This window comes from Mycobacterium sp. IDUB_21, assembly GCF_055419425.1.
Genome location: NZ_JBVAXQ010000018.1, coordinates 26,278 through 52,097, shown reverse-complemented (window position 1 = coordinate 52,097; position 25,820 = coordinate 26,278). Strand labels below are relative to the sequence as shown.

Annotated in this window: 30 protein-coding genes; 13 read left to right on the top strand and 17 right to left on the bottom strand. The window is 68.3% G+C overall.

The features are described from left to right. Positions 1–603 (bottom strand): Rv2732c family membrane protein, encoded by a 603-nt coding sequence (locus ACZYY4_RS21305; protein WP_463812042.1) that lies wholly within the window; start codon positions 601–603, stop codon positions 1–3. Further along, positions 600–2,075, bottom strand: coding sequence for a tRNA (N6-isopentenyl adenosine(37)-C2)-methylthiotransferase MiaB (gene miaB / locus ACZYY4_RS21300; protein ID WP_463812087.1), 1,476 nt, complete (start codon positions 2,073–2,075; stop codon positions 600–602). Before miaB ends, ACZYY4_RS21305 begins: the two co-directional genes overlap by 4 nt. Positions 2,076–2,163: 88 nt before the next feature. On the opposite strand from miaB, the gene ACZYY4_RS21295 reads away from it, so the two are divergent. The 5 genes from ACZYY4_RS21295 (at position 2,164) to ACZYY4_RS21275 (ending at position 5,610) form a co-directional block, all read left to right on the top strand. Further along, positions 2,164–2,922, top strand: coding sequence for an amino acid ABC transporter ATP-binding protein (locus ACZYY4_RS21295; RefSeq protein WP_463812041.1), 759 nt, complete (start codon positions 2,164–2,166; stop codon positions 2,920–2,922). Positions 2,923–2,948: 26 nt separating this feature from the next. After that, positions 2,949–3,770, top strand: coding sequence for a glutamate ABC transporter substrate-binding protein (locus ACZYY4_RS21290; RefSeq protein ID WP_463812040.1), 822 nt, complete (start codon positions 2,949–2,951; stop codon positions 3,768–3,770). Then, positions 3,767–4,444: an amino acid ABC transporter permease gene (locus ACZYY4_RS21285; protein ID WP_463812039.1), complete on the top strand. Its 678-nt coding sequence runs from the start codon at positions 3,767–3,769 to the stop codon at positions 4,442–4,444. The genes ACZYY4_RS21290 and ACZYY4_RS21285 overlap by 4 nt, the downstream gene beginning before the upstream one ends. Beyond that, a complete protein-coding gene (locus ACZYY4_RS21280; protein WP_463812038.1) occupies positions 4,441–5,316 on the top strand; it encodes an amino acid ABC transporter permease in 876 nt (291 codons plus the stop codon). Before ACZYY4_RS21285 ends, ACZYY4_RS21280 begins: the two co-directional genes overlap by 4 nt. A gap of 63 nt (positions 5,317–5,379) precedes the next feature. After that, entirely contained in the window at positions 5,380–5,610 is a 231-nt protein-coding gene (locus ACZYY4_RS21275) for an Rv1893 family protein (RefSeq protein WP_463812037.1), read from the top strand. A gap of 3 nt (positions 5,611–5,613) precedes the next feature. Here ACZYY4_RS21275 and recX read toward each other — a convergent pair whose 3' ends face one another. From recX to ACZYY4_RS21260, 3 genes are all read right to left on the bottom strand, one after another. After that, positions 5,614–6,153 (bottom strand): recombination regulator RecX, encoded by a 540-nt coding sequence (recX, locus tag ACZYY4_RS21270; protein ID WP_463812086.1) that lies wholly within the window; start codon positions 6,151–6,153, stop codon positions 5,614–5,616. Continuing rightward, entirely contained in the window at positions 6,119–7,168 is a 1,050-nt protein-coding gene (gene recA / locus ACZYY4_RS21265) for a recombinase RecA (RefSeq protein WP_463812036.1), read from the bottom strand. Before recA ends, recX begins: the two co-directional genes overlap by 35 nt. 179 nt (positions 7,169–7,347) lie before the next feature. Then, positions 7,348–8,574 (bottom strand): oxygenase MpaB family protein, encoded by a 1,227-nt coding sequence (locus ACZYY4_RS21260; RefSeq protein WP_463812035.1) that lies wholly within the window; start codon positions 8,572–8,574, stop codon positions 7,348–7,350. 70 nt (positions 8,575–8,644) lie between these two features. Here ACZYY4_RS21260 and ACZYY4_RS21255 point away from each other — a divergent pair, with 70 nt between their 5' ends. Then, on the top strand, positions 8,645–9,295 hold the full coding sequence (locus tag ACZYY4_RS21255) for a TetR/AcrR family transcriptional regulator (RefSeq protein WP_463812034.1): 651 nt from the start codon (positions 8,645–8,647) through the stop codon (positions 9,293–9,295). On the opposite strand, the gene ACZYY4_RS21250 is transcribed toward ACZYY4_RS21255, so the two are convergent. Together ACZYY4_RS21250 and ACZYY4_RS21245 are read right to left on the bottom strand one after the other, a co-directional pair. Continuing rightward, complete coding sequence (locus tag ACZYY4_RS21250) at positions 9,286–9,480, bottom strand: DUF3046 domain-containing protein (RefSeq protein WP_463812033.1); 195 nt, start codon at positions 9,478–9,480, stop codon at positions 9,286–9,288. The genes ACZYY4_RS21255 and ACZYY4_RS21250 overlap by 10 nt on opposite strands. Before the next feature lie 10 nt (positions 9,481–9,490). Next, positions 9,491–10,663, bottom strand: a complete 1,173-nt coding sequence (locus ACZYY4_RS21245; RefSeq protein ID WP_463812032.1) for a glycosyltransferase — start codon at positions 10,661–10,663, stop codon at positions 9,491–9,493. 42 nt (positions 10,664–10,705) lie between these two features. On the opposite strand from ACZYY4_RS21245, the gene ACZYY4_RS21240 reads away from it, so the two are divergent. Both ACZYY4_RS21240 and ACZYY4_RS21235 read left to right on the top strand, forming a co-directional pair. Then, positions 10,706–11,143 carry a limonene-1,2-epoxide hydrolase family protein gene (locus tag ACZYY4_RS21240; RefSeq protein WP_463812031.1) on the top strand — a complete coding sequence of 146 codons (438 nt, stop codon included), beginning with the start codon at positions 10,706–10,708 and terminating at the stop codon, positions 11,141–11,143. 17 nt (positions 11,144–11,160) lie between these two features. Further along, the gene (locus ACZYY4_RS21235) at positions 11,161–11,574 is read left to right on the top strand and encodes a DUF5313 domain-containing protein (RefSeq protein WP_463812030.1); all 414 of its coding nucleotides are present in this window, start codon (positions 11,161–11,163) and stop codon (positions 11,572–11,574) included. Here the strand turns inward: ACZYY4_RS21235 and pspM are convergent. The 4 genes from pspM to pgsA form a co-directional block, all read right to left on the bottom strand. Next, entirely contained in the window at positions 11,571–12,404 is an 834-nt protein-coding gene (gene pspM / locus ACZYY4_RS21230; protein WP_463812029.1) for a phage shock envelope stress response protein PspM, read from the bottom strand. The two genes, ACZYY4_RS21235 and pspM, sit on opposite strands and share 4 nt — an antisense overlap. 3 nt (positions 12,405–12,407) lie before the next feature. Further along, positions 12,408–13,223 (bottom strand): phage shock protein PspA, encoded by an 816-nt coding sequence (gene pspA, locus ACZYY4_RS21225; protein ID WP_463812028.1) that lies wholly within the window; start codon positions 13,221–13,223, stop codon positions 12,408–12,410. A gap of 127 nt (positions 13,224–13,350) precedes the next feature. Continuing rightward, positions 13,351–13,689: a transcriptional regulator ClgR gene (gene clgR / locus ACZYY4_RS21220; RefSeq protein WP_463812027.1), complete on the bottom strand. Its 339-nt coding sequence runs from the start codon at positions 13,687–13,689 to the stop codon at positions 13,351–13,353. A gap of 94 nt (positions 13,690–13,783) precedes the next feature. After that, positions 13,784–14,341 carry a CDP-diacylglycerol--glycerol-3-phosphate 3-phosphatidyltransferase gene (gene pgsA / locus ACZYY4_RS21215; protein ID WP_463812026.1) on the bottom strand — a complete coding sequence of 186 codons (558 nt, stop codon included), beginning with the start codon at positions 14,339–14,341 and terminating at the stop codon, positions 13,784–13,786. 61 nt (positions 14,342–14,402) lie between these two features. Here pgsA and ACZYY4_RS21210 point away from each other — a divergent pair, with 61 nt between their 5' ends. Further along, complete coding sequence (locus tag ACZYY4_RS21210) at positions 14,403–14,951, top strand: amino-acid N-acetyltransferase (RefSeq protein WP_463812025.1); 549 nt, start codon at positions 14,403–14,405, stop codon at positions 14,949–14,951. Positions 14,952–14,968: 17 nt separating this feature from the next. Here the strand turns inward: ACZYY4_RS21210 and ACZYY4_RS21205 are convergent, their stop codons facing one another. Beyond that, positions 14,969–15,559, bottom strand: coding sequence for a DUF421 domain-containing protein (locus ACZYY4_RS21205; protein WP_463812024.1), 591 nt, complete (start codon positions 15,557–15,559; stop codon positions 14,969–14,971). Between the two features lie 78 nt (positions 15,560–15,637). On the opposite strand from ACZYY4_RS21205, the gene ACZYY4_RS21200 reads away from it, so the two are divergent. Beyond that, positions 15,638–17,002 (top strand): wax ester/triacylglycerol synthase family O-acyltransferase, encoded by a 1,365-nt coding sequence (locus ACZYY4_RS21200; RefSeq protein ID WP_463812023.1) that lies wholly within the window; start codon positions 15,638–15,640, stop codon positions 17,000–17,002. Here the strand turns inward: ACZYY4_RS21200 and ACZYY4_RS21195 are convergent. Beyond that, positions 16,999–19,494, bottom strand: a complete 2,496-nt coding sequence (locus ACZYY4_RS21195; RefSeq protein WP_463812022.1) for an FtsK/SpoIIIE family DNA translocase — start codon at positions 19,492–19,494, stop codon at positions 16,999–17,001. The two genes, ACZYY4_RS21200 and ACZYY4_RS21195, sit on opposite strands and share 4 nt — an antisense overlap. 164 nt (positions 19,495–19,658) lie before the next feature. Next, positions 19,659–20,231 carry a TetR/AcrR family transcriptional regulator gene (locus tag ACZYY4_RS21190; protein ID WP_463812021.1) on the bottom strand — a complete coding sequence of 191 codons (573 nt, stop codon included), beginning with the start codon at positions 20,229–20,231 and terminating at the stop codon, positions 19,659–19,661. 89 nt (positions 20,232–20,320) lie between these two features. Here ACZYY4_RS21190 and ACZYY4_RS21185 point away from each other — a divergent pair, with 89 nt between their 5' ends. The 3 genes from ACZYY4_RS21185 (at position 20,321) to ACZYY4_RS21175 (ending at position 22,426) form a co-directional block, all read left to right on the top strand. Next, complete coding sequence (locus tag ACZYY4_RS21185) at positions 20,321–21,202, top strand: SDR family oxidoreductase (RefSeq protein WP_463812020.1); 882 nt, start codon at positions 20,321–20,323, stop codon at positions 21,200–21,202. 91 nt (positions 21,203–21,293) lie between these two features. After that, positions 21,294–21,608, top strand: a complete 315-nt coding sequence (locus ACZYY4_RS21180) for a putative quinol monooxygenase (protein WP_463812085.1) — start codon at positions 21,294–21,296, stop codon at positions 21,606–21,608. A gap of 2 nt (positions 21,609–21,610) precedes the next feature. Then, positions 21,611–22,426 (top strand): mycofactocin-coupled SDR family oxidoreductase, encoded by an 816-nt coding sequence (locus ACZYY4_RS21175; RefSeq protein ID WP_463812019.1) that lies wholly within the window; start codon positions 21,611–21,613, stop codon positions 22,424–22,426. A gap of 11 nt (positions 22,427–22,437) precedes the next feature. Here ACZYY4_RS21175 and ACZYY4_RS21170 read toward each other — a convergent pair whose 3' ends face one another. Genes ACZYY4_RS21170 through thyX form a run of 3 tightly spaced genes read right to left on the bottom strand, consistent with a single transcriptional unit; the run spans position 22,438 to position 25,810 of the window. Beyond that, complete coding sequence (locus tag ACZYY4_RS21170) at positions 22,438–24,114, bottom strand: ribonuclease J (RefSeq protein ID WP_463812018.1); 1,677 nt, start codon at positions 24,112–24,114, stop codon at positions 22,438–22,440. Beyond that, positions 24,111–25,013 carry a 4-hydroxy-tetrahydrodipicolinate synthase gene (gene dapA / locus ACZYY4_RS21165; RefSeq protein WP_463812017.1) on the bottom strand — a complete coding sequence of 301 codons (903 nt, stop codon included), beginning with the start codon at positions 25,011–25,013 and terminating at the stop codon, positions 24,111–24,113. Before dapA ends, ACZYY4_RS21170 begins: the two co-directional genes overlap by 4 nt. 32 nt (positions 25,014–25,045) lie before the next feature. Next, on the bottom strand, positions 25,046–25,810 hold the full coding sequence (gene thyX, locus ACZYY4_RS21160; RefSeq protein WP_463812016.1) for an FAD-dependent thymidylate synthase: 765 nt from the start codon (positions 25,808–25,810) through the stop codon (positions 25,046–25,048). Between the last annotated feature and the right edge of the window lie 10 nt (positions 25,811–25,820).

Genomic DNA, 25,820 nt, shown 5'->3' with positions numbered 1-25,820 from the left:
TCAGGCCGTCGGCGGGTCTTTCGGGGCTTCCGGGTTCTCGGGATCGTCCAGTAGGCCCAGGGTCTGACGCTGCGCGGTGCTGCGGCGGCGCTGCTCTTCGGCGGCCAACTGCACCGCGGTGCGCGACCACACCAGCCGCGCCCAATGAAACGTCAGCACCATCACGGTGATCCAGGCCAGGATCAGCCCGATGCCCGGACCCGGCAGCCCCAGCGCCACGGTCTGCCGGGACCACACGGCCAACAAACCGGCCGCACTGGCCACCGCCGAACCCGCCAGCGCCACCCAGGCGACCGCCCAGCGTCGGGTCAGCAGGGCCAGCATCGAGAACCCGACCGCGAACACCAACGCCAGCCACATGAACAGCCGCGAAGGCAGTGTCACGAGCGCTTCGTCGGCGCCGTTTGCGGCGAACAGCACATCCCAGCCGCGCACGGCTCCGGTATGCGGCAGCAGAAACGACGCCAGCAGCACGAAGACACCGATCGAGACGACCAAACCCCTACCGCCGGGGTCGATTTCACTGGCAACGCGCCGCTCCGCAGCTTCGATATCGGCCCGGTAGGCCTCGAAGTCGCCCTGATTGCCCGCGTGACCGCTCACCGCGCCGCCCCCGGCATCTTCGGCATACCCAGCCCGACACCGGGCCCCGGGCCGGCGTGGATGTCACCAGCCCTGGTGCGCCGATGACTCAGCAGGGCCCCGTCGGCCAGCAGGTGGTGCGGCGCCGCGCCGGTCACCGTCGTGGTCACCACGTCACCAGGACGCACCTGCGCCGGCCCCGGAGCGAAATGCACCAGCCGGCCGTCGCGGGCCCGACCGCTCATCCGTGCGGTCTGTGCGTCCTTGCGACCCTCCCCGACCGCGACGAGCAACTCGACGGTACGGCCGATCTGCGCCCGGTTCTCTTCCCATGAGATCTCCTCCTGGAGGTCCACCAGGCGGTCGTAGCGTTCCTGGACAACCGCTTTGGGCAGCTGGTCGGGCAACTCTGCGGCCGGCGTGCCGGGACGCTTGGAGTATTGGAAGGTGAACGCAGCGGAGAATCGCGACGCGGCCACCACATCGAGGGTGTCTTGGAAGTCGCGTTCGGTCTCGCCCGGGAATCCGACGATCAGGTCGGTGGTGATCGCCGCGTCCGGGATGGCCGTCCGGACCCGGTCGAGGATGCCCAGGTAGCGCTCGGCCCGGTAGGAGCGGCGCATCGCCCGCAGGACTACGTCCGACCCGGATTGCAGCGGCATGTGCAGTGTGGGACAGACGTTCGGGGTCTGCGCCATCGCCTCGATGACGTCGTCGGTGAACTCGGCCGGGTGTGGGGAGGTGAATCGGACCCGCTCCAGACCGTCGATCTCCCCGCAGGCCCGCAGCAGCGAGGCGAAGGCGCCGCGGTCACGCGGCACCGCCGGGTCGGCGAACGAGACGCCGTAGGCGTTGACATTCTGGCCCAACAGCGTCACCTCGAGAACGCCCTGGCCGGCCAGTGCGGCGACTTCGGCGAGGATGTCGTCGGGGCTGCGGTCGACCTCGCGGCCCCGCAGCGACGGGACGATGCAGAAGGTGCAGCTGTTGTTGCAGCCAACCGAGATGGAAACCCAGGCCGCATAGGCCGATTCCCGCGCGGCCGGCAACGACGACGGGAACTCCCGCAGCGACTCGACGATCTCGACCTGGGCTTGCCGGTTGTGCCGGGCCCGCTCGAGCAGCACCGGCAGCGAGCCCAGGTTGTGGGTGCCGAACACGACGTCCACCCACGGCGCCCGGCTCAGCACGCCGTCCTTGTCCTTTTGGGCCAGGCAGCCGCCGACGGCGATCTGCATGTCCGGGTTGCTGCGCTTGTTGGGCGCCAGGTGGCTCAGGTTGCCGTACAGCTTGTTGTCGGCGTTCTCCCGCACCGCGCAGGTGTTGAACACCACCAGGTCGGCGTCGGCGCCCGCGGTGGCGCGGCGGTAACCGGCCTGTTCCAACATGCCGGCGATGCGTTCGGAGTCGTGAACATTCATCTGGCACCCGTAGGTGCGCACCTCGTAGGTACGGACCTGGTCGGAAATCACCGGCGAACTCACCCGGACTATGGTACGGCGACCTGCGACGGTGAGATCGATCGGATTGACCGACGCTTATGGTGCCACCACTGTTCGGTCCTGGGTAGGGTCGGATGCCATGACCAGCGGCGGGCCGGATCCCGTGCCGATGATCGCCATCCGGGCCGTCAACAAGTACTTCGGCGACCTGCATGTGCTCTGCGATATCAATCTCGATGTCGCCCGTGGCGAGGTGGTGGCGATCCTCGGGCCGTCGGGCTCCGGCAAGTCCACCCTGTGCCGGACCATCAACCGACTCGAAACCGTCGACTCGGGCACCATCACCGTCGACGGCGAGCCGCTGCCGGCCGAGGGCGCGTCGCTTGCCCGGCTGCGGGCACAGGTCGGAATGGTGTTCCAGGCGTTCAACCTGTTTCCGCACAAGACCATCCTCGACAACGTCACACTGGCACCGATGAAGGTGCACAAGACCCCGCGGGCGCAGGCGCAGCGGACGGCGATGGCACTGTTGGAACGGGTCGGGGTGGCCGATCAGGCCGGCAAACACCCCGCCCAGTTGTCCGGCGGGCAGCAGCAACGGGTGGCGATCGCCCGCTCGCTGGCGATGAACCCCAAGGTGATGCTGTTCGATGAGCCGACCAGTGCGCTGGACCCGGAGATGATCAGCGAAGTGCTGGCGGTGATGAGTTCGCTGGCCGACGACGGGATGACCATGGTGGTGGTGACCCATGAGATGGGTTTCGCCCGTCGCGCTGCCGATCGGGTGGTGTTCATGGCCGATGGGGCGATCGTGGAGGTTGCCCCGCCGGCGGACTTCTTCGGCGACCCGAAGTCCGCGCGGGCCAAAGACTTCCTCGCCAAGGTCCTCGACCACTGAACGGCCGGTAGATGGGGAGCCACCGCATGGCGATGACGACCGCGCTGCCGCTGCAGGTGCGCGGTCGGGTGCGCGCCGTGTTCGCGCTGGCGGTGTTGCTGGCACTATCGGCATGCACCCCCGATGACACCGGCAAGATCACCATCGGTGTCAAGTTCGACCAGCCCGGGTTGAGTGTCAAAAGACCCGACGGCACTTTCGGCGGGTTCGATGTCGACGTGGCCCGCTACGTCGCTGCGCGGCTGGGCTATCCGGCTGCGCGCATCGCCTGGCTCGAAGCCCCGTCCGGCCAACGCGAGATGCTGCTGCGCAACGGCCAGGTCGATTACGTGGTCGCCACCTATTCGATCACCGATTCTCGGCGGGAAAAGGTCGACTTCGCCGGCCCCTACCTGCTTGCCGGCCAATCCCTGCTGGTGCGGGCCGACAACAGCGACATCACCGGCACGGCGTCGCTGCAGCATCACAAGAAGCTGTGTTCGGTGTCCGGATCCACTCCCGCCCAACGGATCAAAGACCGCTATCCGGGGGTGCAGCTGCAGCGCTACGACACCTACTCCGCGTGCGTGGAGGCGCTGCGCAACAGTGCGATCGACGCCGTGACCACCGATGACGTGATCCTGGCCGGGTATGCCGCTCAAAGCCCCGGTGCCTTCAAGCTGGTCGGTGAGCCGTTCTCCACCGAGAAGTACGGAATCGGAGTCCGCAAGGGCAACGACGGTCTGCGAAGGCGGATCAACGACGCGATCGAGCAGATGGAACGCGACGGCTCCTGGCGGGCGGCGTTCGTCAACAACTTCGGCGCCGCCGGATTCGCGGTACCCGACCCGCCGCCGATCGAACAATGATGTTCACCGAGTATCGGGGCCAGATCGTCGAGGCGTTCACCGTCACAGTCGAGTTGGCGGTGCTGTCGGGGGCTATCGCACTGATGCTGGGCACCGGCCTGGCCGCGATGCGGCTTTCTCCGGTTCCGGCGCTGCGATGGCTCGGCGCCGGCTACGTCCACCTGGTGCGCAACACCCCGCTGACTTTGCTGTTGCTGCTGTGCTCGTTCGGCCTGGCCCAGACGATGGGGGTGACACTGTCCGACCCGCATTCGCCGACGTCCATTGACGACAGCAACTTCCGGCTCGCGGTACTCGGATTGAGCGCGTACACCGCGTCGTTCGTGTGCGAGGCGGTGCGTTCCGGGGTCAACACGGTGGGAATCGGGCAGGCCGAGGCCGCCCGGTCACTTGGGTTGAGCTTCGTTCAGAATCTGCGGATCGTGTTGCTGCCGCAGGCTTTTCGGGCGGTGATCATTCCGCTGGGTTCGGTGCTGATCGCGCTGACGAAGAACACCACGCTGGCCTCAGCGATCGGAGTCGCCGAAGCGGCGCTGCTGATGAAGTCGATGACCGAGAACACCGCGGCACTGATTGCGGTCGGCGCTGTCTTCGCGGCCGGTTTCGTCGTGCTCACCCTGCCGTTGGGCCTGCTGTTCGGGTATCTGGGTCGACGCTGGACGGTGGCGCGATGACGCCGGCGACGGTGGTCTTCGATGCACCCGGCCCGCGAGCCCGCGCGCGGCACCGCGCGATGTCGGTGGCGACTGTGCTGGCCGCGGCGTTGCTGGGCTGGGTGGTGTATTCGCGGCTGTCCGCCAAGGGTCAGCTGGTCGCGGAGAAGTGGACACCGTTTCTGACCGCCGACCTGTGGCGGACCTACGTGCTGCCCGGGGTGGCGGGCACCCTGACCGCAGCTGCCTGGTCTATCGGGCTTGCGCTGATCCTGGGGGTCGGCCTGGGTGTCGGCCGGCTGTCGGGGATCAGGCCGCTGCGCTGGAGTTGTGCGGTGGCGGTGGAGTTCTTCCGGGCGATCCCGGTGCTGATCATGATGATCTTCGCCTACTTCGTCTACGGCGTGCTCAACGCGTTCCCGCCGCAGCAGATCGCCCTGGCCGGGGTGGTCACCGGTCTGACGCTCTACAACGGCGCCGTCATCGCCGAGATCGTGCGGGCCGGCGTACACGCCCTGCCCGGTGGGCAGTCCGAGGCGGCCGCCGCGCTGGGGTTGAGCTGGGGCAGCTCGATGCGGTTGGTGCTGCTGCCGCAGGCCGTCACCGCCATGTTGCCGGTGCTGGTGTCGCAGCTGGTGGTGGTGCTCAAGGACACCGCGATCGGCTATCAGATCACCTTTGTGGAGATGGTGCGCCAGGGCACGGTGGTGGGCTCGCAATACAGCAATTACGTGCCCGCGCTGTTGGTGATCGCGGCGCTGATGATCACCGGAAACCTGGTGCTGTCGTCCGGCGCCATCGCGTTGGAGCGCCGACTGCGCAAGTCCCGTCAGACCCCGCTGGAGGCGGCCACGATCGAACCGGAGGGCACCCCGGGAGCCCGGGTCGTTTAGGCACTGCGCAGGCGTGGTCCGGCGTCTAGAGTCGGACTCGACAGCCAGCGACAGGAGACTCCCATGGCCATCACTCCCCGGGACGCGTTCAACGCAGCCCGCGATATCGCCACCCACGCCGTCGAAAAGGCTTCCGACATCGTCGAGGACGCCGGCGACATCATCCGCGGCGACGTCTCCGGCGGCGTCAGCGCCATCGTCCAGGACTCCATGGAGATCGCCACCCACGCCGTCGAGCGGACCAAGGAAGTCTTCACCGACAAGGACGAGGTCGACGAGATCGAGGACGTCTGAGCCTCAGACCCGGCGGCGCTCCCGTTCGGCGGCCAACTCGGTGCTGACCACGTCGTAGGCCATCGACGGGCTGTAGCCGCGCCGCGCCAGCATCGCCACCAGCCGGCGGGTGACCCGTAGATCGTCCTCGCCGAGGGTTTCCCGCCGCAGTTTGCCCTGGACCAGCTGTTCAGCCCGGACGCGCTCGGCGCCCGCATCGATACCGGCCAGCGCCCCGGCGATCACGTCGTCGGCGACGCCCTTGGTGCGCAGCTCGGCGGCCAGCACCTTGCGGCCCTTGCCCGCGCGTTCCCGCCGGGACCGCACCCACTGCTCGGCGAAATCGGCGTCGTCGATCAGGCCGGCGGTGGCCAGCCGGTCGAGCACCCGGTCACTGACGTCGTCGGGGTAACCCCGCTTGGTCAGCTGATCGGCGAGCTCGGCGCGGGTGCGGGCCCGCGCGGTGAGCAGGCGAAGGCACAGTGACTTCGCCTGCTCCTCGCGTTTGGCTGGATCAACCTCGGCGGGCTCAGAAGTCGACGGGAGCGGGCAGGACGTCATCAGCCAAGCCATCGGTCAGCACGGCGCCGATGCCGAGCTTCTCTTTGATCTTCTTCTCGATCTCGTTGGCCACGTCGGCGTTCTCCAGCAGGTAGTTACGGGCGTTCTCCTTGCCCTGCCCGAGCTGCTCACCGTCGTAGGTGAACCAGGAGCCGGACTTGCGGATGAAGCCCTGGTCCACACCCATGTCGATCAGCGAGCCCTCGCGGCTGATGCCCCGGCCATACAGGATGTCGAACTCAGCCTGTTTGAACGGTGGGCTGACCTTGTTCTTGACCACCTTGACCCGGGTACGGTTACCGACCGCGTCGGTGCCGTCCTTGAGTGTCTCGATCCGACGAACGTCCAGACGAACCGACGAGTAGAACTTCAAAGCCTTTCCGCCCGTGGTCGTTTCGGGAGAACCGAACATCACACCGATTTTCTCCCGCAACTGGTTGATGAAGATCGCGGTGGTGCCCGAATTGCTCAGCGCGCCGGTCATCTTCCGCAGCGCCTGGCTCATCAACCGGGCCTGCAGACCGACGTGGCTGTCCCCCATCTCGCCCTCGATCTCGGCGCGCGGCACCAGCGCGGCCACCGAGTCGATGACCAGGATGTCCAGCGCGCCGGAGCGGATCAGCGTGTCGGCGATCTCCAGCGCCTGCTCACCGGTGTCGGGCTGGGACACCAGTAGCGCATCGGTGTCCACGCCGAGTTTCTGGGCGTAGTCGGGGTCCAGCGCGTGTTCGGCGTCGATGAACGCCGCAATCCCGCCGGCGGCCTGGGCGTTGGCCACCGCGTGCAGCGCCACGGTGGTCTTACCCGAGGATTCCGGGCCGTAGATCTCCACGACCCGGCCCCGGGGCAGGCCGCCGATGCCCAGCGCCACATCGAGGGCGATCGAGCCGGTCGGGATGACAGAGATCGGCTGGCGCACCTCGTCCCCGAGGCGCATCACCGAGCCTTTGCCGTAATTCTTGTCGATCTGGGCCATCGCCAGTTCGAGTGCTTTCTCGCGATCGGGGGCTTGCGCCATGATGCCTCTCCTGTGGTTCGGTGTTCGGTTGACCGGTTCTCGGTCGGTTGGCCGTCACGCTAGCGACGGGCTCCGACAAACCGGCGAACTCTCACCACAGTAGGCGAACGGGTGTTCGAATCAAGTCAGCCACGCGGCGTGTCGGCGTGTGGAGACTTTCGGCGGCGTACAGGCCCCGGCTAGGCCACCCGAATCACGTGCGCGGAAGCCCCGATGGTGGTGTCGTCGCCGCCCATCATGGTGCGCATGAACTCCTCCTGCTCGCGACGCCCGCGCATCGCGGCATGGTCCAGTCCACCGGGCAGGACCAGCGCCGCAAGGCTGCGGGCGAGGTTCACCGGCATCCGCAGCAGCGGATACCACGGCAGCACGAATGCCGGCAGGCCCAACTTGCGCATCGTGCGCGGCCCCAAGAAGCCGGCGGTCACCGACAGGTGCTGAGACCGGGCGATACGACGCCGCACGCCGGTCATGGCGGAGTAGTGCCATTCCAGCGGATCATCGGCCATCGGGGCGGCCAGCTGCTTGGTCGACTCGTCGGGCTCGGAGAGCGCACCGAGGGTTTGGTAGAGGATGCGGACGCCGTCGCGGAAGCTGCGCGGCAGCCAATCCTCGCGGATGCCCATCAGCCAGCCGACGTAGCGGGTCATGTGCGCGATGTCGTCGAGTTCGCTCGGAGACAGCACGATTCCCAGTCCCAACCCGGCGGCCGGTGGCGCGATCAGCGCTCCCACCAGGGTGGCGGCCATGTCGGTCTGATTGACCGGCAAGCCCCATTCGTCGCCGCGCCAGTCCGGCAGGGCGGCCACGTGCCGACGCACGTACTCATGGATCAGCCGGACCCGGATGGTGGCCTGATAGCCGGCGCCGAGCGGTTCCAATCCCCCCTCACCGTTGACGTCCAGCGCCCATTGCAGCGTCTCGGCGAACCGCTTGTTCGAGCCCTTCTCCAGCACACCGGTGCGCAGCAGGGTCTTGTTGAACGAGGAGAACTGGTAGCCGCCCAGAAAGGACACGTCACGGGCGATGTAGGTGCCATCGGCACCGCCTCGGCGCAACGCCCGCTGGCCCCGGCGCACCCGGTCCATCTCGACCCAGTCCGGGATCGGCTCGACCTCACCGAAGAACTCGCGCAGCGGTTCCGGCGCGTCCGGCACCGCGGCCAGCCCCTCGGTGAGTATCCGTTCGAAGATCGCCCGCGGCTCCTTGGTCCCGGTACTCGACATCCACTCGACCAGGCGCCGCATCGGCTCGTCACCGACGGTCAGATCCTCGCCGATCTGACGCCACCGCTCCGGTGTGGGCTTGGCGATCGCCATCGCCCCGGCCAGCATCCGGATGCTGGCCGGAATCGTGCCGGGCGAATCCGGATGGCGGGTCGGAATGTCGGCTACGGGCGAAGTCATCGATAAGCCTCCGGCATTGCTTTGGATAACATCTGTGTTCCAAATGTAGGTCGCGCGTAGGGTGATGTCAATGAAACGCCCGGGTGTGGTGCGCGACTACGGCGGAATCAGCGCGGTCGACCGCCGCGCCGACCGCCGTGGCAAGCTGCTGGCCGCCGGCCGCGGGATCTGGGGCGAATCGGGAATCGGCGAGGTCACCGTCCGCGGCGTCTGCGCGGCCGCGGGGTTGATCCCGCGCTACTTCTACGAGCAGTTTCCAAACCGTGACGCGCTGCTGTTCGCCGTCTCCGACGACGTCCGCGACCAGCTTCTCGAGGCGATGATCACCGCCGGCGTCGGTGACCCAGGCACGCTCACCGACAAACTGCGGTCCGCGTTGACGGCCTTCCTGGACCTGATCGCCGTCGACCCGTACATCCATCGCATCGCCACCAGCGACCTGTCCGCCGTCCCCGGGCTCAGCGAGCACCGCGCTCGCATCCTGGACCTGATCACCGACGCGATCGTCGAGCACGCACCCGGTGTCCTCGACGGCGAAATTCCCGCGCCTGCCGATTTACGCCGCGGCGCCTTGTTCATCGTCGGCGGCGTCAACCAGATCATCGAAGCCTGGCTCGACAACCCCACCGAGACCCCGGCCGAGTTGGCCGCCAGCTGCTCGGACCTCTCCGTCGCCCTGGTCCGCAGCATCGTGGGACCGCGCGATCACTCTCACCACTGATCGCGCGGCACGTCGAAGTCCGCGCACAGCGCCCACCACACATCGCGGGGGTCCACCCCGTCCTCGATCGCCTGTTCAGCGGTGCGCCCGCCCACCGCGGCCAGCACGTGATCGGCCAGCACCGTGGCACCGTAGGCCGCACCGAAACGCAGCGCGACCCGCTCGCGAAATTCGGTCAGGCGCACGCGTCCCAACCTACTCAGCGCACGACAGTGCCTCGCGACACACCTGCACCGGATCGGCCACGTCGGCGGCCCCGTCGGCGGCCCGTCGGGCGGCGTCGCGGTAGCCCGGCGACGCCAGCACGGCGCTCACCGCCTCGGTCAGCGCCGCCGGAGTCAGCGGTCGGATCAGCCGTCCACTGCCTTGGCGCACAATGCGGTTGGCGATCTCCCATTGGTCGCCACCGCCGGGCACCACCACCAGCGGCAGCCCGGCCAGCAGGGATTTGGCCACCATGCCGTGCCCGCCGCCGCAGATGACCAGATCGGCGCGGGTCAGCAGTTCGTCCTGGCGGCCCAGCCCGGCAACGGCCCACGCCGGCAGCGTCAACTCGGGGCCGTTCAGCCGCGACACCGCGACCCGAGCGCCCGCCGGCAGCCCCACGCCGGGAACCAGGTGCTCCAATACCAGCTCGGCCAGCCCGGCAGCCCCGGTCGACGCCGTGGACGGAGCCACCACCACCAGTGGCCCGGAGCCCGGCGGCACCGCCAGCAGCTCCTCGGTGGGCTCGAAGTGCAACGGCCCGACGACGACCGCCTCCGCGGGCCAGTCCGGCCGCGGCACCTCGAGAGCCGGAAGCGTGGCGATCAGGCGCCGCAGCGGCCCGGGGTCGCGGTCCGGCAGACCGATGCCCGCCCGGGCCTCGGCGCGCTGCCGCAGACCGGACCGCACCGACCGTGCGGTCAGGGACCGCATCACCGTGTCCCGCAACCGGCCCCGCACCCCGGCGCCGGGCGCCAACCCGCTGCCGATCGGCGGCAGTCCCTTCGAAGGCAGGTACAGCGGATGCGGGCTGAGTTCGACCCACGGGATGCCGAGCAGTTCGGCGGCCATTCCCCCGCAGGCGGTGATGACATCGGAGACCACCAGGTCCGGCGCCAGCGCCCGCAGCTGGTCGCGGTTCTGCCGCGCCATGCGCGCCGCCCGCTGGTGCAGCTTGGTTCCGGCGTCCCCGTCGTCGTCGGTGGCGGTGGGATCCAGTCCGATCAACTCCGCGGCGTCGACCCCGGCGGCGCGCGCGGTGTCCAGCCACTGCACCCCGGTCAACAGTGTCGGTGTGTCCCCGGCCGCGACGAAGCGTCGGCACAACGCGATCGCAGGGAAAGCGTGACCGGGGTCGGGCCCGGCGACCACCACGATGCGCATCGGCCTACCGTGCCACAGCGCTGCGGGCCTAGGCTGACAGGTATGACCGAACCGAGTGTCCAGCAGACCGCCGTCGACAACATCCGAGCCGTGGAGTCCTTCCTCGACGCCCTCGCCGACGACGATCTCGACACGGCGGCCGCGGTCCTCGCCGAGGACGTGGTGTACCAGAACGTCGGGCTGCCGACCATCTACGGCCGCAGCGCCACCATCGGGGTGTTCCGCCGGATGGCCGGCCGGATGGCCTTCGATGTGAAGATCCACCGCATCGCCGCCGACGGGGCGGCGGTGCTCACCGAGCGCACCGATGTGCTGACCTTTGGCCCGCTGCGACTGCAGTTCTGGGTGTGCGGAGTGTTCGAGGTGCACAACGGGCGTATCACGTTGTGGCGCGACTACTTCGACTTCCTGGACATGTTCAAGGCGACACTGCGGGCGGTGGCGGCGACCGTCTTCCCCGCGCTGCGCCCGACGTTGTAGACCGCTTGCAGACCACGATGAACGCGCGCCGTCGCCCCAACCCGATCCAATACATCCGGTACTGCTACGGACGCCCCCTGCCCCCTTCGCTGCGGGATTGGGTGCGCAACGACATGGCTGGACCCGGTGCAACCGTTCGGATAATCATGCGCGCCGTCGTGCCGACGACGTTGATCCTGATCCCGTTCTGGTTTCTGCCGACAGACTTCATGACTCATGTGTCGATGACGTTTCCGATCTGGTTCATGGCGATCCTGTTCTCGCACGCCCTCAACAAGGTATGGCGCAAACACATGCTGCGCATGCACGGTCTCGACCCGGAACTCGCCGACGAGCTCACCCGAGCGCGCGACGCCCACATTCACCGGGACTACATCGAACGCTACGGACCGCGGCCCGAGTCGGTCGATCAGCGCAGCGACGACATCTAGGCCCGGGGCAGTTGGGCGAGTTCGTCGAACGCCTGCGCCCAACCCAGCATGCGGTCGGTCGCGTCGGTCAGTTCCTCGCGGTAGCGCTGCTGGGACATCGGCGAGTTCATCGGATCACCGGAACGTGTCGACGTCCCATCGTTCGCCGAAGCCACCAGTTGCGCTGCGGCGGTAACCATTTCGTTGTATTGACGAACACCGGCACTCAACTGGGCGGTGAACGCGTTGATCGTCGGCACCAGGTACTCCCGAGACTGCGCGCTGTGTTGCACGGCGCGCTCCATCGACACCACCTCGGCGGCGGTGGCCGCCATCGTCGACGCCGCACCGTTGATCGCCGCAGTCAGTTCGGTGATCTCGCCGGTGGGCAGCAGCCGGCCGCGTTCCAGCACGCCCAGCAGTGACAACATGCCGCGCTCGGAGGCGCCCAGCGCATACATCGCCGGTCGCGCCGCCGAGCCGGGCGGCGGCAGGCGACGGGCGGTGACGGTCCGCGCGGCGGGCAGCGGAACCGAACGCAACCAGCGGAACCGCAGCAGCAACAACGTCGCCGGGGCGGCCGCTCCGGCGGCGATCAGCCCGGTGATCAGTAGCACCCACACGGGTGTGGCCCACGATGCCAGTAAGGCCGTCACCAGCATCCAGAACCCGCATGCGGCACCGAAGAACAGGCCCAGACGCAGCGCCCACCGGCGCTTGCGCAGCAGCCTGGCCCGTGGGTCGGCGATCGCACCCAGCTTGTCGGCGAGGATGTCGACAGCCTCGCTGGCACGGTCGACGCCGCGCTGAAGCAGGGCGCGCCGGGTGCGGCCTCCGACTCTCACGGCCACCTGCTACCGGCCCAGCGGATTCTCGGGGTTGGGGTCGGCACCCGACTGCGGCGCCGCCGGGGTGACCGGCGCCGTCGCACCTCCGGCCGGCAGGGACTCGCCGCGCATCGACGCACGGATCTGCTCCAACCGGGAGTGGCCGGCCATCTGCACGCCGGCCTGTTCCACTTCGATCATCCGGCCCTGCACCGAGCCCTGCGCCAGCTCGGCGGCGCCGATCGCATTGGCGTAGCGCCGTTCGATCTTGTCGCGCACCTCGTCGAGGCTGGGGGTGGTACCGGGCGCGGCGATCTCACTCATCGACCGCAGCGACGCGCTCACCTGCTCCTGCATCTTGGCCTGTTCGAGCTGGCTGAGCAGCTTGGTGCGCTCGGCGACCTTCTGCTGCAACATCATCGCGTTCTGCTCGACGGCCTTCTTGGCCTGCACCGCCGCCGACAGCGCCTGGTCATGCAGGGTCTTGAGGTCTTCCACGTTCTGTTCGGCGGTGACCAGTTGAGCCGCGAACGCCTCGGCGGCGTTGTTGTACTCGGTGGCTTTGGCGCTGTCGCCGGCCGCAGTGGCCTGGTCGGCCAGGGTCAGTGCCTGGCGCACGTTGACCTGAAGCTTCTCGATGTCGGCCAGCTGCCGGTTCAGCCGCATCTCGAGCTGACGCTGGTTGCCGATCACCTGGGCGGCCTGCTGGGTCAGTGCCTGGTGCTGACGCTGCGCCTCTTCGATCGCCTGCTGGATCTGCACCTTGGGATCGGCGTGCTCATCGATTTTCGCGTTGAACAGCGCCATCACGTACTTCCACGCCTTGACGAACGGGTTGGCCATCAGTCAGCTCCGTCTGGTTGTTTCGATGTTGTCAGCTCTGCCGCTTACCGCTGATCAACTTATCGGTTCGGCGGTTGGCGGGTGCGGCTTCAGCCTGCGTTTCGCCCCATCATGCCGAACCGGGCTGTCACGCCGAGGCCATCGCCCGCGGCGGCGGGATGACGACCTTGGTTCCGGCATCGATGCGGGTGAGTCCCCGGTTCCGGGCGGTCCGCTCGCGCTCGATCCGCTCGGCCCGCGCCAGCCGGCTGCCGGCATCGAAGAGCACCGCAGACAACGGGACCTGCAACGCCACGCAGATCGCGTTGAGCAACTCGCTGGAGGCCTCCTTGCGGCCCCGCTCGACCTCCGAGAGGTAGCCCAGGCTGACCCGCGCCGAGTCCGACACCTCACGCAGCGTGCGACCCTGCGCCGTCCGGGCCTGGCGCAACACCTCGCCGACCGACTCCCGCAGCAATGCCGTCATCGTGTACTCCCCCTTAGGGCCAACCTGGAAAACCGACAGTCACCAAGGTCAACGCGCACGACGCCCATTCGGGTTCCCGGATCGGCGGTTTCATTCAACTCCGGTCGCGAAGGTCGGCGACCGCCGACCGCACGTAATCCACGCCGGTCACCACCGTCAACACCACCGCGACGGCCATCACCACCCAGGCCGTCACCAGCCAAGGACCGTTCAGCGGCAGAACGAGTAGCCCGATGCCGACCGCCTGCACCAGCGTCTTGAGTTTTCCGCCGCGGCTGGCCGGGATCACGCCTCGGTGCAGCACCGCGAACCGCAGCACGGTGATCCCGATCTCGCGGGCCAGGACCAGCACCGTGACCCACCACCACAGGTCGCCCAGCATCGACAGCCCGATCAGCGCGGCGCCGATCAGCGCCTTGTCGGCGATCGGGTCGGCCAGGGTGCCGAACTCGGTCACCAAGCCGTAGTTGCGCGCCAGCGTGCCGTCCAGCCGGTCGGTGATGATGGCGATCGCAAAAATGACGAACGCCGCGATGCGGGTCTTGGGATCGTGGCCGTTCTCGGCGAACAACGCCAGCAAAAAAACCGGAACGAGCGCCATCCGCACGATGGTCAACGCGTTGGCGATATTGACCACCGGGACGTGCGTCACCGCTGGACCGATTTGAGGCTGCCCCGACACGGCAGTCAGAATATCTGTTGCACAGCCGGAAATGAGAAACCGATACTGTGCAGCTGTGAATCTTGCGGCGGATCGACCGGCGGGACGGCCCCTGATCCGGCGCGCGCGCACCTCCGACGTCCCGGCGATCAAGCAGCTGGTGGACACCTACGCCGGCAGGATCCTGCTGGAGAAGAACCTGGTGACGCTGTACGAGGCGGTCCAGGAGTTCTGGGTGGCCGAGGACTCTGACCAGCAGGTGGTGGGCTGCGGCGCGCTGCACGTGCTGTGGTCGGATCTGGGCGAGGTGCGCACCATCGCGGTGGATCCGACACTGACCGGTCGCGGCATCGGGCATGCGCTCGTCGACCGGCTGCTGCAGGTCGCCCGCGAACTGCAGCTGCAGCGGCTGTTCGTGCTGACCTTCGAGACCGCCTTCTTCGCCCGGCACGGTTTCACCGAGATCGACGGGACTCCGGTCAGCGCCGAGGTGTTCACCGAGATGCAACGGTCCTACGACGTCGGGGTGGCCGAGTTCCTGGATCTGAGCTACGCCAAGCCGAACACTCTGGGCAACACCCGGATGCTGCTGGTGCTCTGACCGCATCAACCCAGCGGTTAAGCGGTCGACGCGAGGAAGCCCGGCGCCGCCCCGATGATGAAGCTGAACTGACCGTCAGATTCCATGCGACCCTCGCGGACCACGCTGAGATCGGCGATGCCCTGCTTGCGTCCCTGTTCGCGCAGTTGATTCTCGGTGATCATCTCTTTGCGCATGTTGTGGTGCAGTAACTCACCGTCGCGAATCAGCAACAACGAACCCGGCCGGATGACCCGCGCCGCCCACGTCCAGCGGTGCGCCGCCCAGTTCAACAGGAACGACCAGCCGATGATCACGCTGACCAGCAAGACGCCGTCACTGATCGATTTATAGCCGCCCGCCATACCGTTCTGGGCCGCGTCTGCGATCAGTACCACCACGATGAGATCCGTTATGCCGTTGGTGCCGGCCTCCCGCTTCAGCACCACCCGCAACAGGGCGTAAATGGTGATGTAGATGACCGTTCCGCGTATCAGAATCTCGGCTGGCGGCGTATCAAAACTGAATAATCTCGCCCAATCCACGTGGAGATTATCCCTACCGTTCAGCCCGTTGTCATCTACCGTTCGCCCCCGCGCGCCACCGGCGGCGATGACCGAGTCGGCCATTCGGGACTTCTGGCCCTGCCCATCACGCGACTGAAGCGAGATGGTGGTACTAGCAGTTGCAGATAACCGGAGGTCCCCATGGCCGAGCACCTGACGCCCGTGCACACAAGTTTGCTGCATCTAGAGGACGCCGACCAGCACACGCATCTGGGCATGGGCGCGCTGGCAGTGCTGGACGGCCCGATCCCCGACCACCAGTCACTGACGTCGACGCTGGGCGAGCGGATCGCGGCCTGCCCCCGGTTCGCCCAGCGGCTGCGTCGGCGGGTCTTCGATCTGAGTGCACCGCAGTGGGTCGAAGACACCGGCTTCGACCTGGCACGCCATGTCTGCCGCATCGCGGTGCCCAGTCCAGGCACCGACGCAGAGTTGTTCTCCGTAGTCGCCGAGGTGATGTCCTGGCGGCTGGACCGGGACCGGCCGCTCTGGGAGATCTGGGTGATCGACGGCCTGTCCGACGGGCGATGGGCGATGCTGGTCAAGGTCCATCCCTGCATCGCCGACGCGGTCGCCACCGTGCACATCCTGGCGGGCTTGTCCGACGAGGGGATCTCCCACGGCGCCGGGCATGCCCGCGCGGGACACGCCGAGATCTTCCGGCGCCCGTCCGCGCGCACCAGCGCACTGCGGACGGCGGCCTCGATCGCGGTCGACGCGATGATCGGGGTCACGCAGGCTGATCGGCTGTTGCGGGGCGTCACAGAGTTCGCGATCGGCCTGTCACGGCCGGCGACCCCGCTCAACGGCCCGCTGACGAGCCGGCGGCGTTACACCGCAGCCCGGGTCAGCGCCGCTGACGTCGACCAGATCTGTCAGACCTTCGACGTCACCGTCGACGATGTCGCGCTGGCCGCCCTCACCGAGAGCTACCGCGACATGCTGGTTCGCCGCGGCGGCCAACCGCTGCCGGACTCGCTGCGCACCCTGGTGCCGAGCGGCCCGTCGGTGCTGCTGCCCCGGCTGCCGGTCGACGAGGAGAACTCGGTGGTGCGGCTACGGCTGGTGCATGCCCGGCTGGCCGAGGCTGAGGCGATGGCGACCGCCGAACGCGGACTGGGCGACATCATGGCGGCGGTGACCCGGGCGATTCCTACCCCGATCACCGCGTGGGCGGCGCACCTGGCGTCCCGGCTGCCGCAGCGCAGTGTGGTCGCGCTGGCGGCCACTGTGCCCGGCCCCACCCGCCCGCTGCAGATCATGGGATGCAAGGTGTCCGCGGTATGGCCGGTCCCGCCGATCGCGCTGCAATTGCGCACCGGCGCAGCGATCCTGCGCTATGCCGACAGTCTGTTCTTCGGCATCCTGACCGACTACAGCACCATCGCCGACGTCAACGAACTCGCGCGTGGCATCGAAGCGGCGGTGTCTCGGTTGGTGATTCGCAGCAAGCGGCGACGGGTGGGCCGGGATCGGCACGGGTTGTCGCTGGTGGTCACCGCCTAGTCGCCGTCGTCGCCGTCGTCGTCGGAGTCATCGGGATCGCCGCCGCCGCGGATGGCCATCATCGTCGCGGCCAGCTCGTCCGGCTTGACCAGCACCTGCCGGGCCTTGGAGCCTTCGGACGGGCCGACGATGCTGCGGGTCTCCATCAGATCCATCAGCCGGCCGGCCTTGGCGAACCCGACCCGCAGCTTGCGCTGCAGCATCGAGGTGGAGCCGAACTGGCTGGACACCACCAATTCGACGGCCTGCAGGAAGACCTCCATGTCGTCGCCGATGTCGGGGTCGGCGTCGGTGCGTTCGCCGGTCGGTTTGGCGGCGGTGACGCCGTCGGTGTACTCGGGTTCGGCCTGGTCCTTGGCCGCGGAGACGACGGCGTGAATCTCCTCGTCGGAGATGAACGCGCCCTGCAACCGGATCGGCTTGTTCGCGCCCATCGGCAGGAACAGGCCATCCCCCATACCGATCAGCTTCTCGGCGCCGGCCTGGTCCAGGATCACCCGGGAGTCGGTCAGCGACGAGGTGGCGAATGCCAGCCGGGACGGCACATTGGTCTTGATCAGGCCGGTGACGACGTCGACTGACGGCCGCTGCGTGGCCAGCACGAGGTGGATGCCGGCGGCCCGGGCCTTCTGGGTGATTCGCACGATCGCGTCCTCGACGTCGCGCGGGGCGGTCATCATCAGGTCGGCGAGTTCGTCGACGATCGCCACGATGTAGGGGTAGGGCCGGTACACCCGTTCGCTGCCCAGCGGCGTGGTGATGGCGCCGGATCGCACCTTCTCGTTGAAGTCGTCGATGTGGCGCACCCGGGACGCCTGCATGTCCTGATAGCGCTGCTCCATCTCCTCGACCAGCCAGGCCAGCGCGGCCGCGGCCTTCTTGGGCGCGGTGATGATCGGGGTGATCAGGTGCGGAATGCCCTCGTACGGGGTGAGTTCCACCATCTTCGGGTCGATCAGGATCATCCTGACCTCTTCGGGGGTGGCGCGCGCCAGCAGCGAGACCAGCATCGAGTTGACGAAGCTGGACTTACCCGAGCCGGTGGAGCCGGCCACCAGCAGGTGCGGCATCTTGGCCAGGTTGGCGCTGATGAAGTCGCCCTCGATGTCCTTGCCCAGCCCGATCACCAGCGGGTGGTGGTCACGCCGGGTGGACGGCGCGGTCAGCACATCGGCCAGCCGCACCAGCTCGCGGTCGGTGTTGGGCACCTCGATGCCCACCGCGGACTTGCCCGGGATGGGCGCCAGCATCCGCACGCTTTCGGTGGCCACCGCATAGGCGATGTTGCGCTGCAGGGCGGTGATCTTCTCGACCTTGACCCCGGGGCCCAGTTCCACCTCGTAGCGGGTGACGGTGGGCCCGCGCGTGCAGCCGGTGACCGCGGCGTCGACCTTGAACTGCTGCAGCACCGAGGTGATCTGATCGGCCATCTGGTCGTTGGCGGCGGTCCGCTGCTTCGGCGGGTCGCCGGCCAGCAGCAGGGTCAGCGGCGGCAGCGTGTAGGGACCCTCCACCACCCGGTCCAGTACCACGGTGGCGTCTGTGGGCTTGGCCTTGGCCGCCTTGGGTTGCTTGCGACGGGCGGGCTTGGCCGGTGGTGGTGCCTCGGCGGGCGCCTCGTCGACCGGATAGTTGTCCAGCGGGGTGCGCGACTGCCAGTCCGGGGTGTCGTCGGCCTCGCCCGGTCCCGGACCGTCCTCGAAGTCGCCGTCGGCATCGTCGTAGTAGCTGTCGTCGTCGTAGTAGCCGTCGTCGTCGTAGCCATCGTCGTAGTCCCGCGTGACGAACATGGCCCGCAGCGCTTCGGGCGCCTCACGCAGGGTCGTCCCGGTCAACAGCAGCACCCCGAACAGCACCCCGATGCACAACAGCGGCGCGGCGATCCACGCGGTGAGCCCGTCGGCGAGCGGCCCACCCATCGCGAAGCCGACGAACCCGGCGCCGTGCAGGCGGCCCTCCGGAGCCTGCGGGGAGCCGGCCCACAGATGCCACAGGCCCAGAATCGGCAGCGCGACCATGGCCGAGCCGAGGATCAGGCGGGGTCGGTTCTCCGGGTCGGGTTCGGTGCGCATCAGCAGGACGGCGCCGACACCGGCCAATACCGGAAGCAGCACCACCGCCCCGCCGATCACGCTGCGCAGGCCGGTGTCGATCCACGCCCCGACCGGCCGCGCGGCGTCCAGCCAGCAACTGGCAGCGGTCACCACGGCCAAGCCCAACAGGGCCAGCGCGATACCGTCCCGCCGATGTCCGGGATCGATGTCGTGGGCGCGGCCGACAGACCGTGCGGTTCCGCCGGCCGCCTTGGCGACCATCAACCACCCCGCTCTGGCTGCCCGGCCGCAGGCCATCCCCGCCCCGGCCAGCCCCGAGTGTTGCCGACGCGGTGCCGGTTTGCGGCGCGCCGCAGCCGGCCGGCGGGCGTTGCCCCGCGAACCGGCCTTTGACCTGGCGGTTCCGGTTCGGGATCGGGCGACGGTCTTGCTAGCCATGGAGGCAAGCCTAGTCGCAATCACCTCATACACAACAGCTGCCACACTGGTCACAGGCTGGTTTCACGCTTGTCCCACACCGACGTCGGCCAAGATCCCTGCTCAGCCTCTAATGGGGCACCACAGGACGGCGTATTACAGTTTGGTACCGGTCGGGGCCGTCGTCAGCCGAGATCGGCGGCAGCGGCGTGTAACTCCCGCAGAACGGCGCATGCGACGGTGCCCAGATCCTGTTCTTCGGCCGGCTCGGCCCAACGGGCATAGGCTGTTTTGAACGCCAGCCCACCAAGCTCCGCGGCCAATTCGGCGGTCGGCGTGGGCACACCGCGCGCCTGGAGCGCGCCGGCCATTGCTGCGGCCAGCCCAATCTGTTTGAGCGCGTTGCGTTCTTGAAGCTCGGCGCTTGCAGCGATCGCCACCTTGAGTCGGGGCGCGAGTTCCCGGTTGAACGGCGTGAACGCGGCCGCCGCCGACTTCAGGCCCGAACACACGGCGGCCAGCGGTGTCGCGTCGGCAGGCGCTGCGGCGATGCCCTCGCGGAGGAGTTGCGCGATCGCGTCCTGGCCGGCGGCCAGCACGTCGCGCTTGTCCGGGAAATGCCGAAAGAACGTGCTCCTGGTCAGCCCGGACCGCTCGGCGATCTGCGCAACCGTCGTCTCGTCGTATCCGCGTTCGTTGAACAAATCCAGTGCCGCCGCGACCATGCGTTCGCGCGCATCGGGTTGCCAACGGGCCATGACGCCCATCATAACGTGACGAGACTATAGTCCCATCACGGTGATAGAGTGATGGGACTGTAGTCTCATCGCTTGGAGGGAAGCCCGTTATGCGTGTATTCATCACCGGCGGCAGCGGAGGAATCGGCTCGGCAGTCGTCGCAGAACTGCGTGCCGCCGGCCATCAGGTCGTGGGTCTCGCGCGATCGAACGCCTCAGCCGCGGCCATCAGCCGGCTCGGCGGCGAACCGCTGCGCGGCGACATCGCCGACCTCGACGGCCTGAAGGAGGCGGCCCGCGACGCCGACGGCGTCATCTACCTGGCGTTCAACCACGACTTCAGCGGGGTTGGAGACTCCATCGGCGCCGAAGCCCGCGCGGTCGGTGCGCTCGGCGACGCGCTCGTCGACACCGGCAAACCACTGGTACTGGCTGGTGGAACCCCGCCGGCACCGGGGCGTCCGAGCACCGAACACGATCCCTCCCCCACCGAGGGTCCGATGGCGGGACGCGGTCGCACCGGCCAGGGTGTCATCGGTCTGGCCGAGCGTGGTGTTCGATCCTCGGTCGTGCGGTTACCGCGGTCCGTGCACGACGCCGGCGGGCGATACGGTTTCGCCGGCGTGCTCATCCAGGCCGCACAACGCAGCGGCGTGTCGGCATACGTCGGCGACGGTGACCAGCGCTGGCCCGCCGTACACACCGACGATGCGGCGCGGTTGTTCCGGCTCGCGCTCGAAGCAGCCCCACCGGGCTCGGTGCTGCACGCGGTGGGTGACGAGGCAGATCCCATGCGGGCGATCGCCGAGACGATCGGTCGACGGCTCAGCGTTCCCGTCGAGTCCGCGCCTGCCGAGAACTTCGGCGTGCTCGGCACCATCTTCGCCGTCGACCAGCCATCGTCGAGCGCCCTGACCCGGAAGCAGTTCGGCTGGAACCCCACTGGGCCAAGCCTGCTCGAGGACCTGCGAACGGGCGACTACCCCGAGTGATCGTGCAGCTTGGCCACCCGCGCGATCCCGGCCCGGAATCGATCTGGGTAGGGTGACTGACGTCACGCCACCCACCGAGGAGTTCACGCCCATGCCCGTGGTCGTCGTTGCCACCTTCACCGTCAAGCCGGAATCGGTCGAGACCGTCCGCGAGATCTGCACCAAGGCGGTGGCACAGGTGCATGAAGAACCGGGCTGCCAGCTGTACTCGGTGCACGAATCCGACGGCGCCTTCGTGTTCATCGAGCAGTGGGCCGACGCCGACGCTTTGAAGGCCCACTCGACGGCCCCTGCGGTCGGCGAGATGTTCGGCGACCTCACCGAGCACCTGGCCGGCGCACCCGACATCAAGATGCTGCAGCCGGTCCCGGCCGGCGACCCGGCCAAGGGCCAGTTGCGGGCCTAGCGATGGGGTCGCTGGACGGCAAAGTCGCATTCATCACCGGCGCCGCCCGCGGCCAGGGCCGGGCCCACGCCCTGCGACTGGCCGCCGACGGCGCCGACATCATCGCCGTCGACCTGTGCGACCAGATCGCCAGCGTGCCCTATCCGCTGGCGGATGCCGAGGATTTGGCGGCCACGGTCAAGCTGGTCGAGGAGAGCGGTGCGCGCATCGTTGCCCGCCAAGCCGATGTGCGTGACCAGGCGGCGCTGAGCACCGCGCTGCAGGCCGGTCTCGACGAGCTGGGCCGGCTCGACATCGTGGTGGCCAACGCCGGTATCGCTCCGATGGCCGCCGCCGACGGCTGGCGCGACGTCATCGACGTCAACCTGACCGGCGTCTACCACACCATCGAGGCCGCGATCCCGGCGATCACGGCGCACGGTGAGGGCGGCTCGATCGTGCTGATCAGTTCGGCTGCCGGCCTGGCCGGCATCGGCAGCCACGACGCCGGGGCCATCGGTTACACCGCGGCCAAGCACGGACTGGTCGGATTGATGCGGGTATACGCGAATCTGCTGGCGCCGCAGAGCATTCGGGTCAACTCGGTGCACCCGGCCGGCGTCGACACCCCGATGATCAACAACGAATACATCCGAGGGTGGCTGGCCGACCTCATCGCCCAGACGGGTTCGCCACCCGACATGGGCAATGCGCTGCCGGTACAGGTGCTGCAAGTCGAGGACGTCGCCAATGCGGTGGCCTGGCTGGTATCGGATGCGGCCCGCTACATCACCGGCATCACGTTGCCCGTCGACGCCGGTTTCATCAACAAGCGCTAAGCCGGTGCCGGCTAGACCTCGATCACCGTCGGCACGATCATCGGCTGACGCCGGTAGACCTCGCCCACCCACTTGCCCACGGTTCGGCGCACCGCCTGGGCGATCCGGGCCGGATCGGTAACCCGCTCGGCGGCAAGGGATTCCAGCTCCGCCTCGACCTTTCGGGCCGCCGGCTCCAGCGCCTTGGGATCTTCGGAGAAGCCCCGCGAATGCAGATGCGGCGGTGCCACCGGCTTACCGGTGCCGCGGCGCACCACCACCGTGATCGCGACGAATCCGGACGACAGGGTCAACCGCTCCCCCAGCGTCGCGTCCCCTACGTCGCCGTCCACCAGCCCATCGACGAACATCTTGCCGACCGGGACGGCCCCGGCGATACTCGCCTGTCCGGCAACCAGATCGACACTGACGCCGTTCTCGGCCAACAGGATCGACTCCGGCGGCACCCCGGTGCGCGCGGCCAGTGCGGCATTGGCGCGCATCATCCGCCAGGTGCCGTGCACCGGCATCACGTTGCGGGGCCGGATCCCGTTGTAGAGGAACAGCAGCTCGCCGGCGTAGGCGTGCCCGGAGACGTGGACCCGCGCCGCGGCGTTGGTCACCACCCGGGCGCCGATCTTGGCCAGCGCATCCATCACGCCGTAGACCGCTTCCTCGTTGCCGGGAATCAGCGACGATGACAGCACCACCAGATCGCCGGCGGTCAGTGTGATGGACCGGTGCTCACCGCGCGACATCCGCGACAGGGCCGACAGTGGCTCGCCCTGAGTTCCGGTGGTGACCAGCAACACCTTCTCCGGCGCCATCATCTCGGCGGCCCCGATGTCGACCAGGTCGGAGTCCGCCACCCGCAAAAAGCCCAGGTCCTTGGCGATGCCCATGTTGCGGACCATCGATCGCCCGACGAACGACACCCGGCGACCGAGTGCGACCGCGGCGTCGACGATCTGCTGCACCCGATCCACATTCGAGGCGAAGCAAGCCACGATCACCCGCCCCTCGGCGCCCCGGATCAGCCGGTGCAGAGTCGGACCGACCTCGCTCTCACTGGGCCCGACCCCGGGAATCTCGGCGTTGGTCGAGTCGCACAGGAACAGGTCCACGCCCTTGTCGCCCAGGCGTGACATGCCGGGCAGGTCGGTGGGACGCCCATCCGGCGGCAGCTGGTCGAGCTTGATGTCGCCGGTGTGCAGGACGGTGCCGGCGCTGGTGTGCACCGCGATCGCCAGCGCATCCGGGATGGAGTGGTTGACCGCGAAGTATTCGCATTCGAAGACCCCGTGGGTGCTGCGCTGGCCTTCGGCGACCTGGACGAACACCGGCTTGATGCGGTGTTCGCGGCACTTGGCGGCGACCAGGGCCAGGGTGAACTTGGAACCGACCACCGGGATGTCGGGCCGTAGTTTGAGCAGGAACGGGATGGCACCGATGTGATCCTCGTGGGCGTGGGTCAACACCAGCGCCTCGACGTCGTCGAGACGGTCTTGGATGTGCCGGATGTCGGGCAGGATCAGGTCGACGCCGGGTTCGTCGTGACCCGGGAACAAAACCCCGCAGTCGATGATCAGCAGCCGGCCGAGATGCTCGAAAACAGTCATGTTGCGGCCGATTTCACTGATGCCGCCCAAGGCGGTGACGCGTAGGCCGCCGGCAGGCAGCGGGCCCGGCGGTTTGGGGTCCGCGGTCACCCGAGGACCGACGCGGTGCGCATGTCGATGGCCAGTTCGTCGGATTCGGCTCCGGTGGCGGGCACCATCGGCAATCGGGGGTCGCCGACGTCGAAACCCTGCAACCGCAGACCGGCCTTGACGAAGGTCACCCCACCGGTACGTGCCATCGCGTTGGACAGCGGCGCGATCGAGATGTTGATCTTGCGTGCGGTGTCGACGTCGCCGGATTCGTAGGCGGCCAGCATGTCGCGCAGTTGGCCGGCCGCGAAGTGGCCTATCACGCTGACGAACCCGGTGGCGCCCATCGCCAGCCAGGGCAGGTTGAGGGCGTCGTCGCCGGAGTAGTAGGCCAGCCCGGTTTCGGCCATGATCTGCGCGCCGGCGTGCAGATCGCCCTTGGCGTCCTTGATCGCGACGATGTTCGGGTGCTCGGCGAGCTCGAAGATGGTGTCCGGCGCGATCGGGACCACCGAGCGGGCCGGGATGTCATAGAGCATCACCGGTAGCGCGCTGGCATCGGCCACGGCGGTGAAGTGCGACAGCAGCCCGGCCTGCGACGGCCGCGAGTAGTAGGGCGTGACCACCAGCAGGCCGTGGGCGCCGACCCCGGCGCAGGCCTCGGCCAGCCGCACACTGTGCTCGGTGTCGTTGCTGCCGGCGCCGGCGATGATGCGGGCACGGTCACCGACCGCCTCGACCACGGCACGAAGCAGGGTGAGCTTCTCGTAGTCCGCCGTGGTCGGCGACTCCCCGGTGGTCCCGGAGAGCACCAGACCGTCACAACCGGCGTCGACGAGGCGGTTCGCCAGGCGTACCGCGGCGTCGGTGTCCACCGAGCCGTCGGCGCTGAACGGGGTCACCATCGCGGTCAAAACGGTGCCCAACTGCGCCTTGGCATCGAATCCGCTGCTGCTCACGGCTCCAAGATTACCTGGCGCAGTCGAGTTGCTCAGACTTCGGTGGCGAGCGGACTGGTCGCGACTTCGGTGCCGTCGGCCAGGGCGGTGATCTGGAAGTCGCCGAACGCCGCCGGGGCGACGTCCACGAGCTGTCGCAGGCACTCGACGGCCAGCCTGCGGATCTCCACATCGGCGTGCTCGCTGGCCCGCATCGCGATGAAGTGCCGCCACGCCCGATAATTGCCGGTCACCACGATGCGGGTCTCGGTGGCGTTGGGCAGCACGGCACGGGCGGCTTGCCGGGCCTGCTTGCGCCGCAGCACGGCCATCTTTTCGCCGGGCTGATCTGCTAAGAATTTGGCTTCCAAGCGGGTCAGGAGCTCGGCGTATGCGGCGCGGCTGGCGTCGGCGGCCTCAGCCAGGATCTGCTGCAACTCCGGGTCGTCTTCCATTCCCGGGGGCACCACTATCCGCGAGTCCGGTTCCGGGACGTAGCGCTGCGATAGCTGCGAGAACGAGAAGTGCCGGTGCCGGATCAGCTCGTGGGTGGCCGCCCGGGAGATTCCGGTGATGTAGAAGCTCACGCCGGCGTGCTCGAGTACCGAGAAGTGCCCGACGTCGATGATGTGCTGCAGGTAGGCGGCGTTGGTGGCGGTTTTGGGGTTCGGCTTGGACCAGCTCTGGTAGCAGGCCCGCCCGGCGAACTCGACCAGCGCCGCTCCGCCGTCCGCATCGGTGCTCCACGACACGTCGGGCGGCGGAACGAACTCGGTCTTGGCAATCAGTTGCACGCGCAGCGGCGCCGTCTCGGCCACGGCACTCACC

Excerpts from the sequence above, each read along its gene's own strand:
- pspA (WP_463812028.1), bottom strand. The coding sequence starts at position 13,223 with ATGGCCAACCCGTTCGTCAAGGCGTGGAAGTACGTGATGGCGCTGTTC.
- ACZYY4_RS21290 (WP_463812040.1), top strand. The coding sequence starts at position 2,949 with ATGGCGATGACGACCGCGCTGCCGCTGCAGGTGCGCGGTCGGGTGCGC.
- ACZYY4_RS21175 (WP_463812019.1), top strand. The coding sequence starts at position 21,611 with ATGGGGTCGCTGGACGGCAAAGTCGCATTCATCACCGGCGCCGCCCGC.
- ACZYY4_RS21260 (WP_463812035.1), bottom strand. The coding sequence starts at position 8,574 with ATGACTTCGCCCGTAGCCGACATTCCGACCCGCCATCCGGATTCGCCC.
- ACZYY4_RS21190 (WP_463812021.1), bottom strand. The coding sequence starts at position 20,231 with ATGGCCCGTTGGCAACCCGATGCGCGCGAACGCATGGTCGCGGCGGCA.
- ACZYY4_RS21180 (WP_463812085.1), top strand. The coding sequence starts at position 21,294 with ATGCCCGTGGTCGTCGTTGCCACCTTCACCGTCAAGCCGGAATCGGTC.
- ACZYY4_RS21200 (WP_463812023.1), top strand. The coding sequence starts at position 15,638 with ATGGCCGAGCACCTGACGCCCGTGCACACAAGTTTGCTGCATCTAGAG.
- ACZYY4_RS21205 (WP_463812024.1), bottom strand. The coding sequence starts at position 15,559 with ATGGCCGACTCGGTCATCGCCGCCGGTGGCGCGCGGGGGCGAACGGTA.
- ACZYY4_RS21275 (WP_463812037.1), top strand. The coding sequence starts at position 5,380 with ATGGCCATCACTCCCCGGGACGCGTTCAACGCAGCCCGCGATATCGCC.
- ACZYY4_RS21285 (WP_463812039.1), top strand. The coding sequence starts at position 3,767 with ATGATGTTCACCGAGTATCGGGGCCAGATCGTCGAGGCGTTCACCGTC.
- clgR (WP_463812027.1), bottom strand. The coding sequence starts at position 13,689 with ATGACGGCATTGCTGCGGGAGTCGGTCGGCGAGGTGTTGCGCCAGGCC.
- ACZYY4_RS21195 (WP_463812022.1), bottom strand. The coding sequence starts at position 19,494 with ATGGCTAGCAAGACCGTCGCCCGATCCCGAACCGGAACCGCCAGGTCA.
- ACZYY4_RS21185 (WP_463812020.1), top strand. The coding sequence starts at position 20,321 with ATGCGTGTATTCATCACCGGCGGCAGCGGAGGAATCGGCTCGGCAGTC.
- ACZYY4_RS21235 (WP_463812030.1), top strand. The coding sequence starts at position 11,161 with ATGAACGCGCGCCGTCGCCCCAACCCGATCCAATACATCCGGTACTGC.
- ACZYY4_RS21295 (WP_463812041.1), top strand. The coding sequence starts at position 2,164 with ATGACCAGCGGCGGGCCGGATCCCGTGCCGATGATCGCCATCCGGGCC.
- recA (WP_463812036.1), bottom strand. The coding sequence starts at position 7,168 with ATGGCGCAAGCCCCCGATCGCGAGAAAGCACTCGAACTGGCGATGGCC.
- ACZYY4_RS21245 (WP_463812032.1), bottom strand. The coding sequence starts at position 10,663 with ATGCGCATCGTGGTGGTCGCCGGGCCCGACCCCGGTCACGCTTTCCCT.
- ACZYY4_RS21210 (WP_463812025.1), top strand. The coding sequence starts at position 14,403 with ATGAGAAACCGATACTGTGCAGCTGTGAATCTTGCGGCGGATCGACCG.
- ACZYY4_RS21240 (WP_463812031.1), top strand. The coding sequence starts at position 10,706 with ATGACCGAACCGAGTGTCCAGCAGACCGCCGTCGACAACATCCGAGCC.
- ACZYY4_RS21280 (WP_463812038.1), top strand. The coding sequence starts at position 4,441 with ATGACGCCGGCGACGGTGGTCTTCGATGCACCCGGCCCGCGAGCCCGC.
- ACZYY4_RS21255 (WP_463812034.1), top strand. The coding sequence starts at position 8,645 with ATGAAACGCCCGGGTGTGGTGCGCGACTACGGCGGAATCAGCGCGGTC.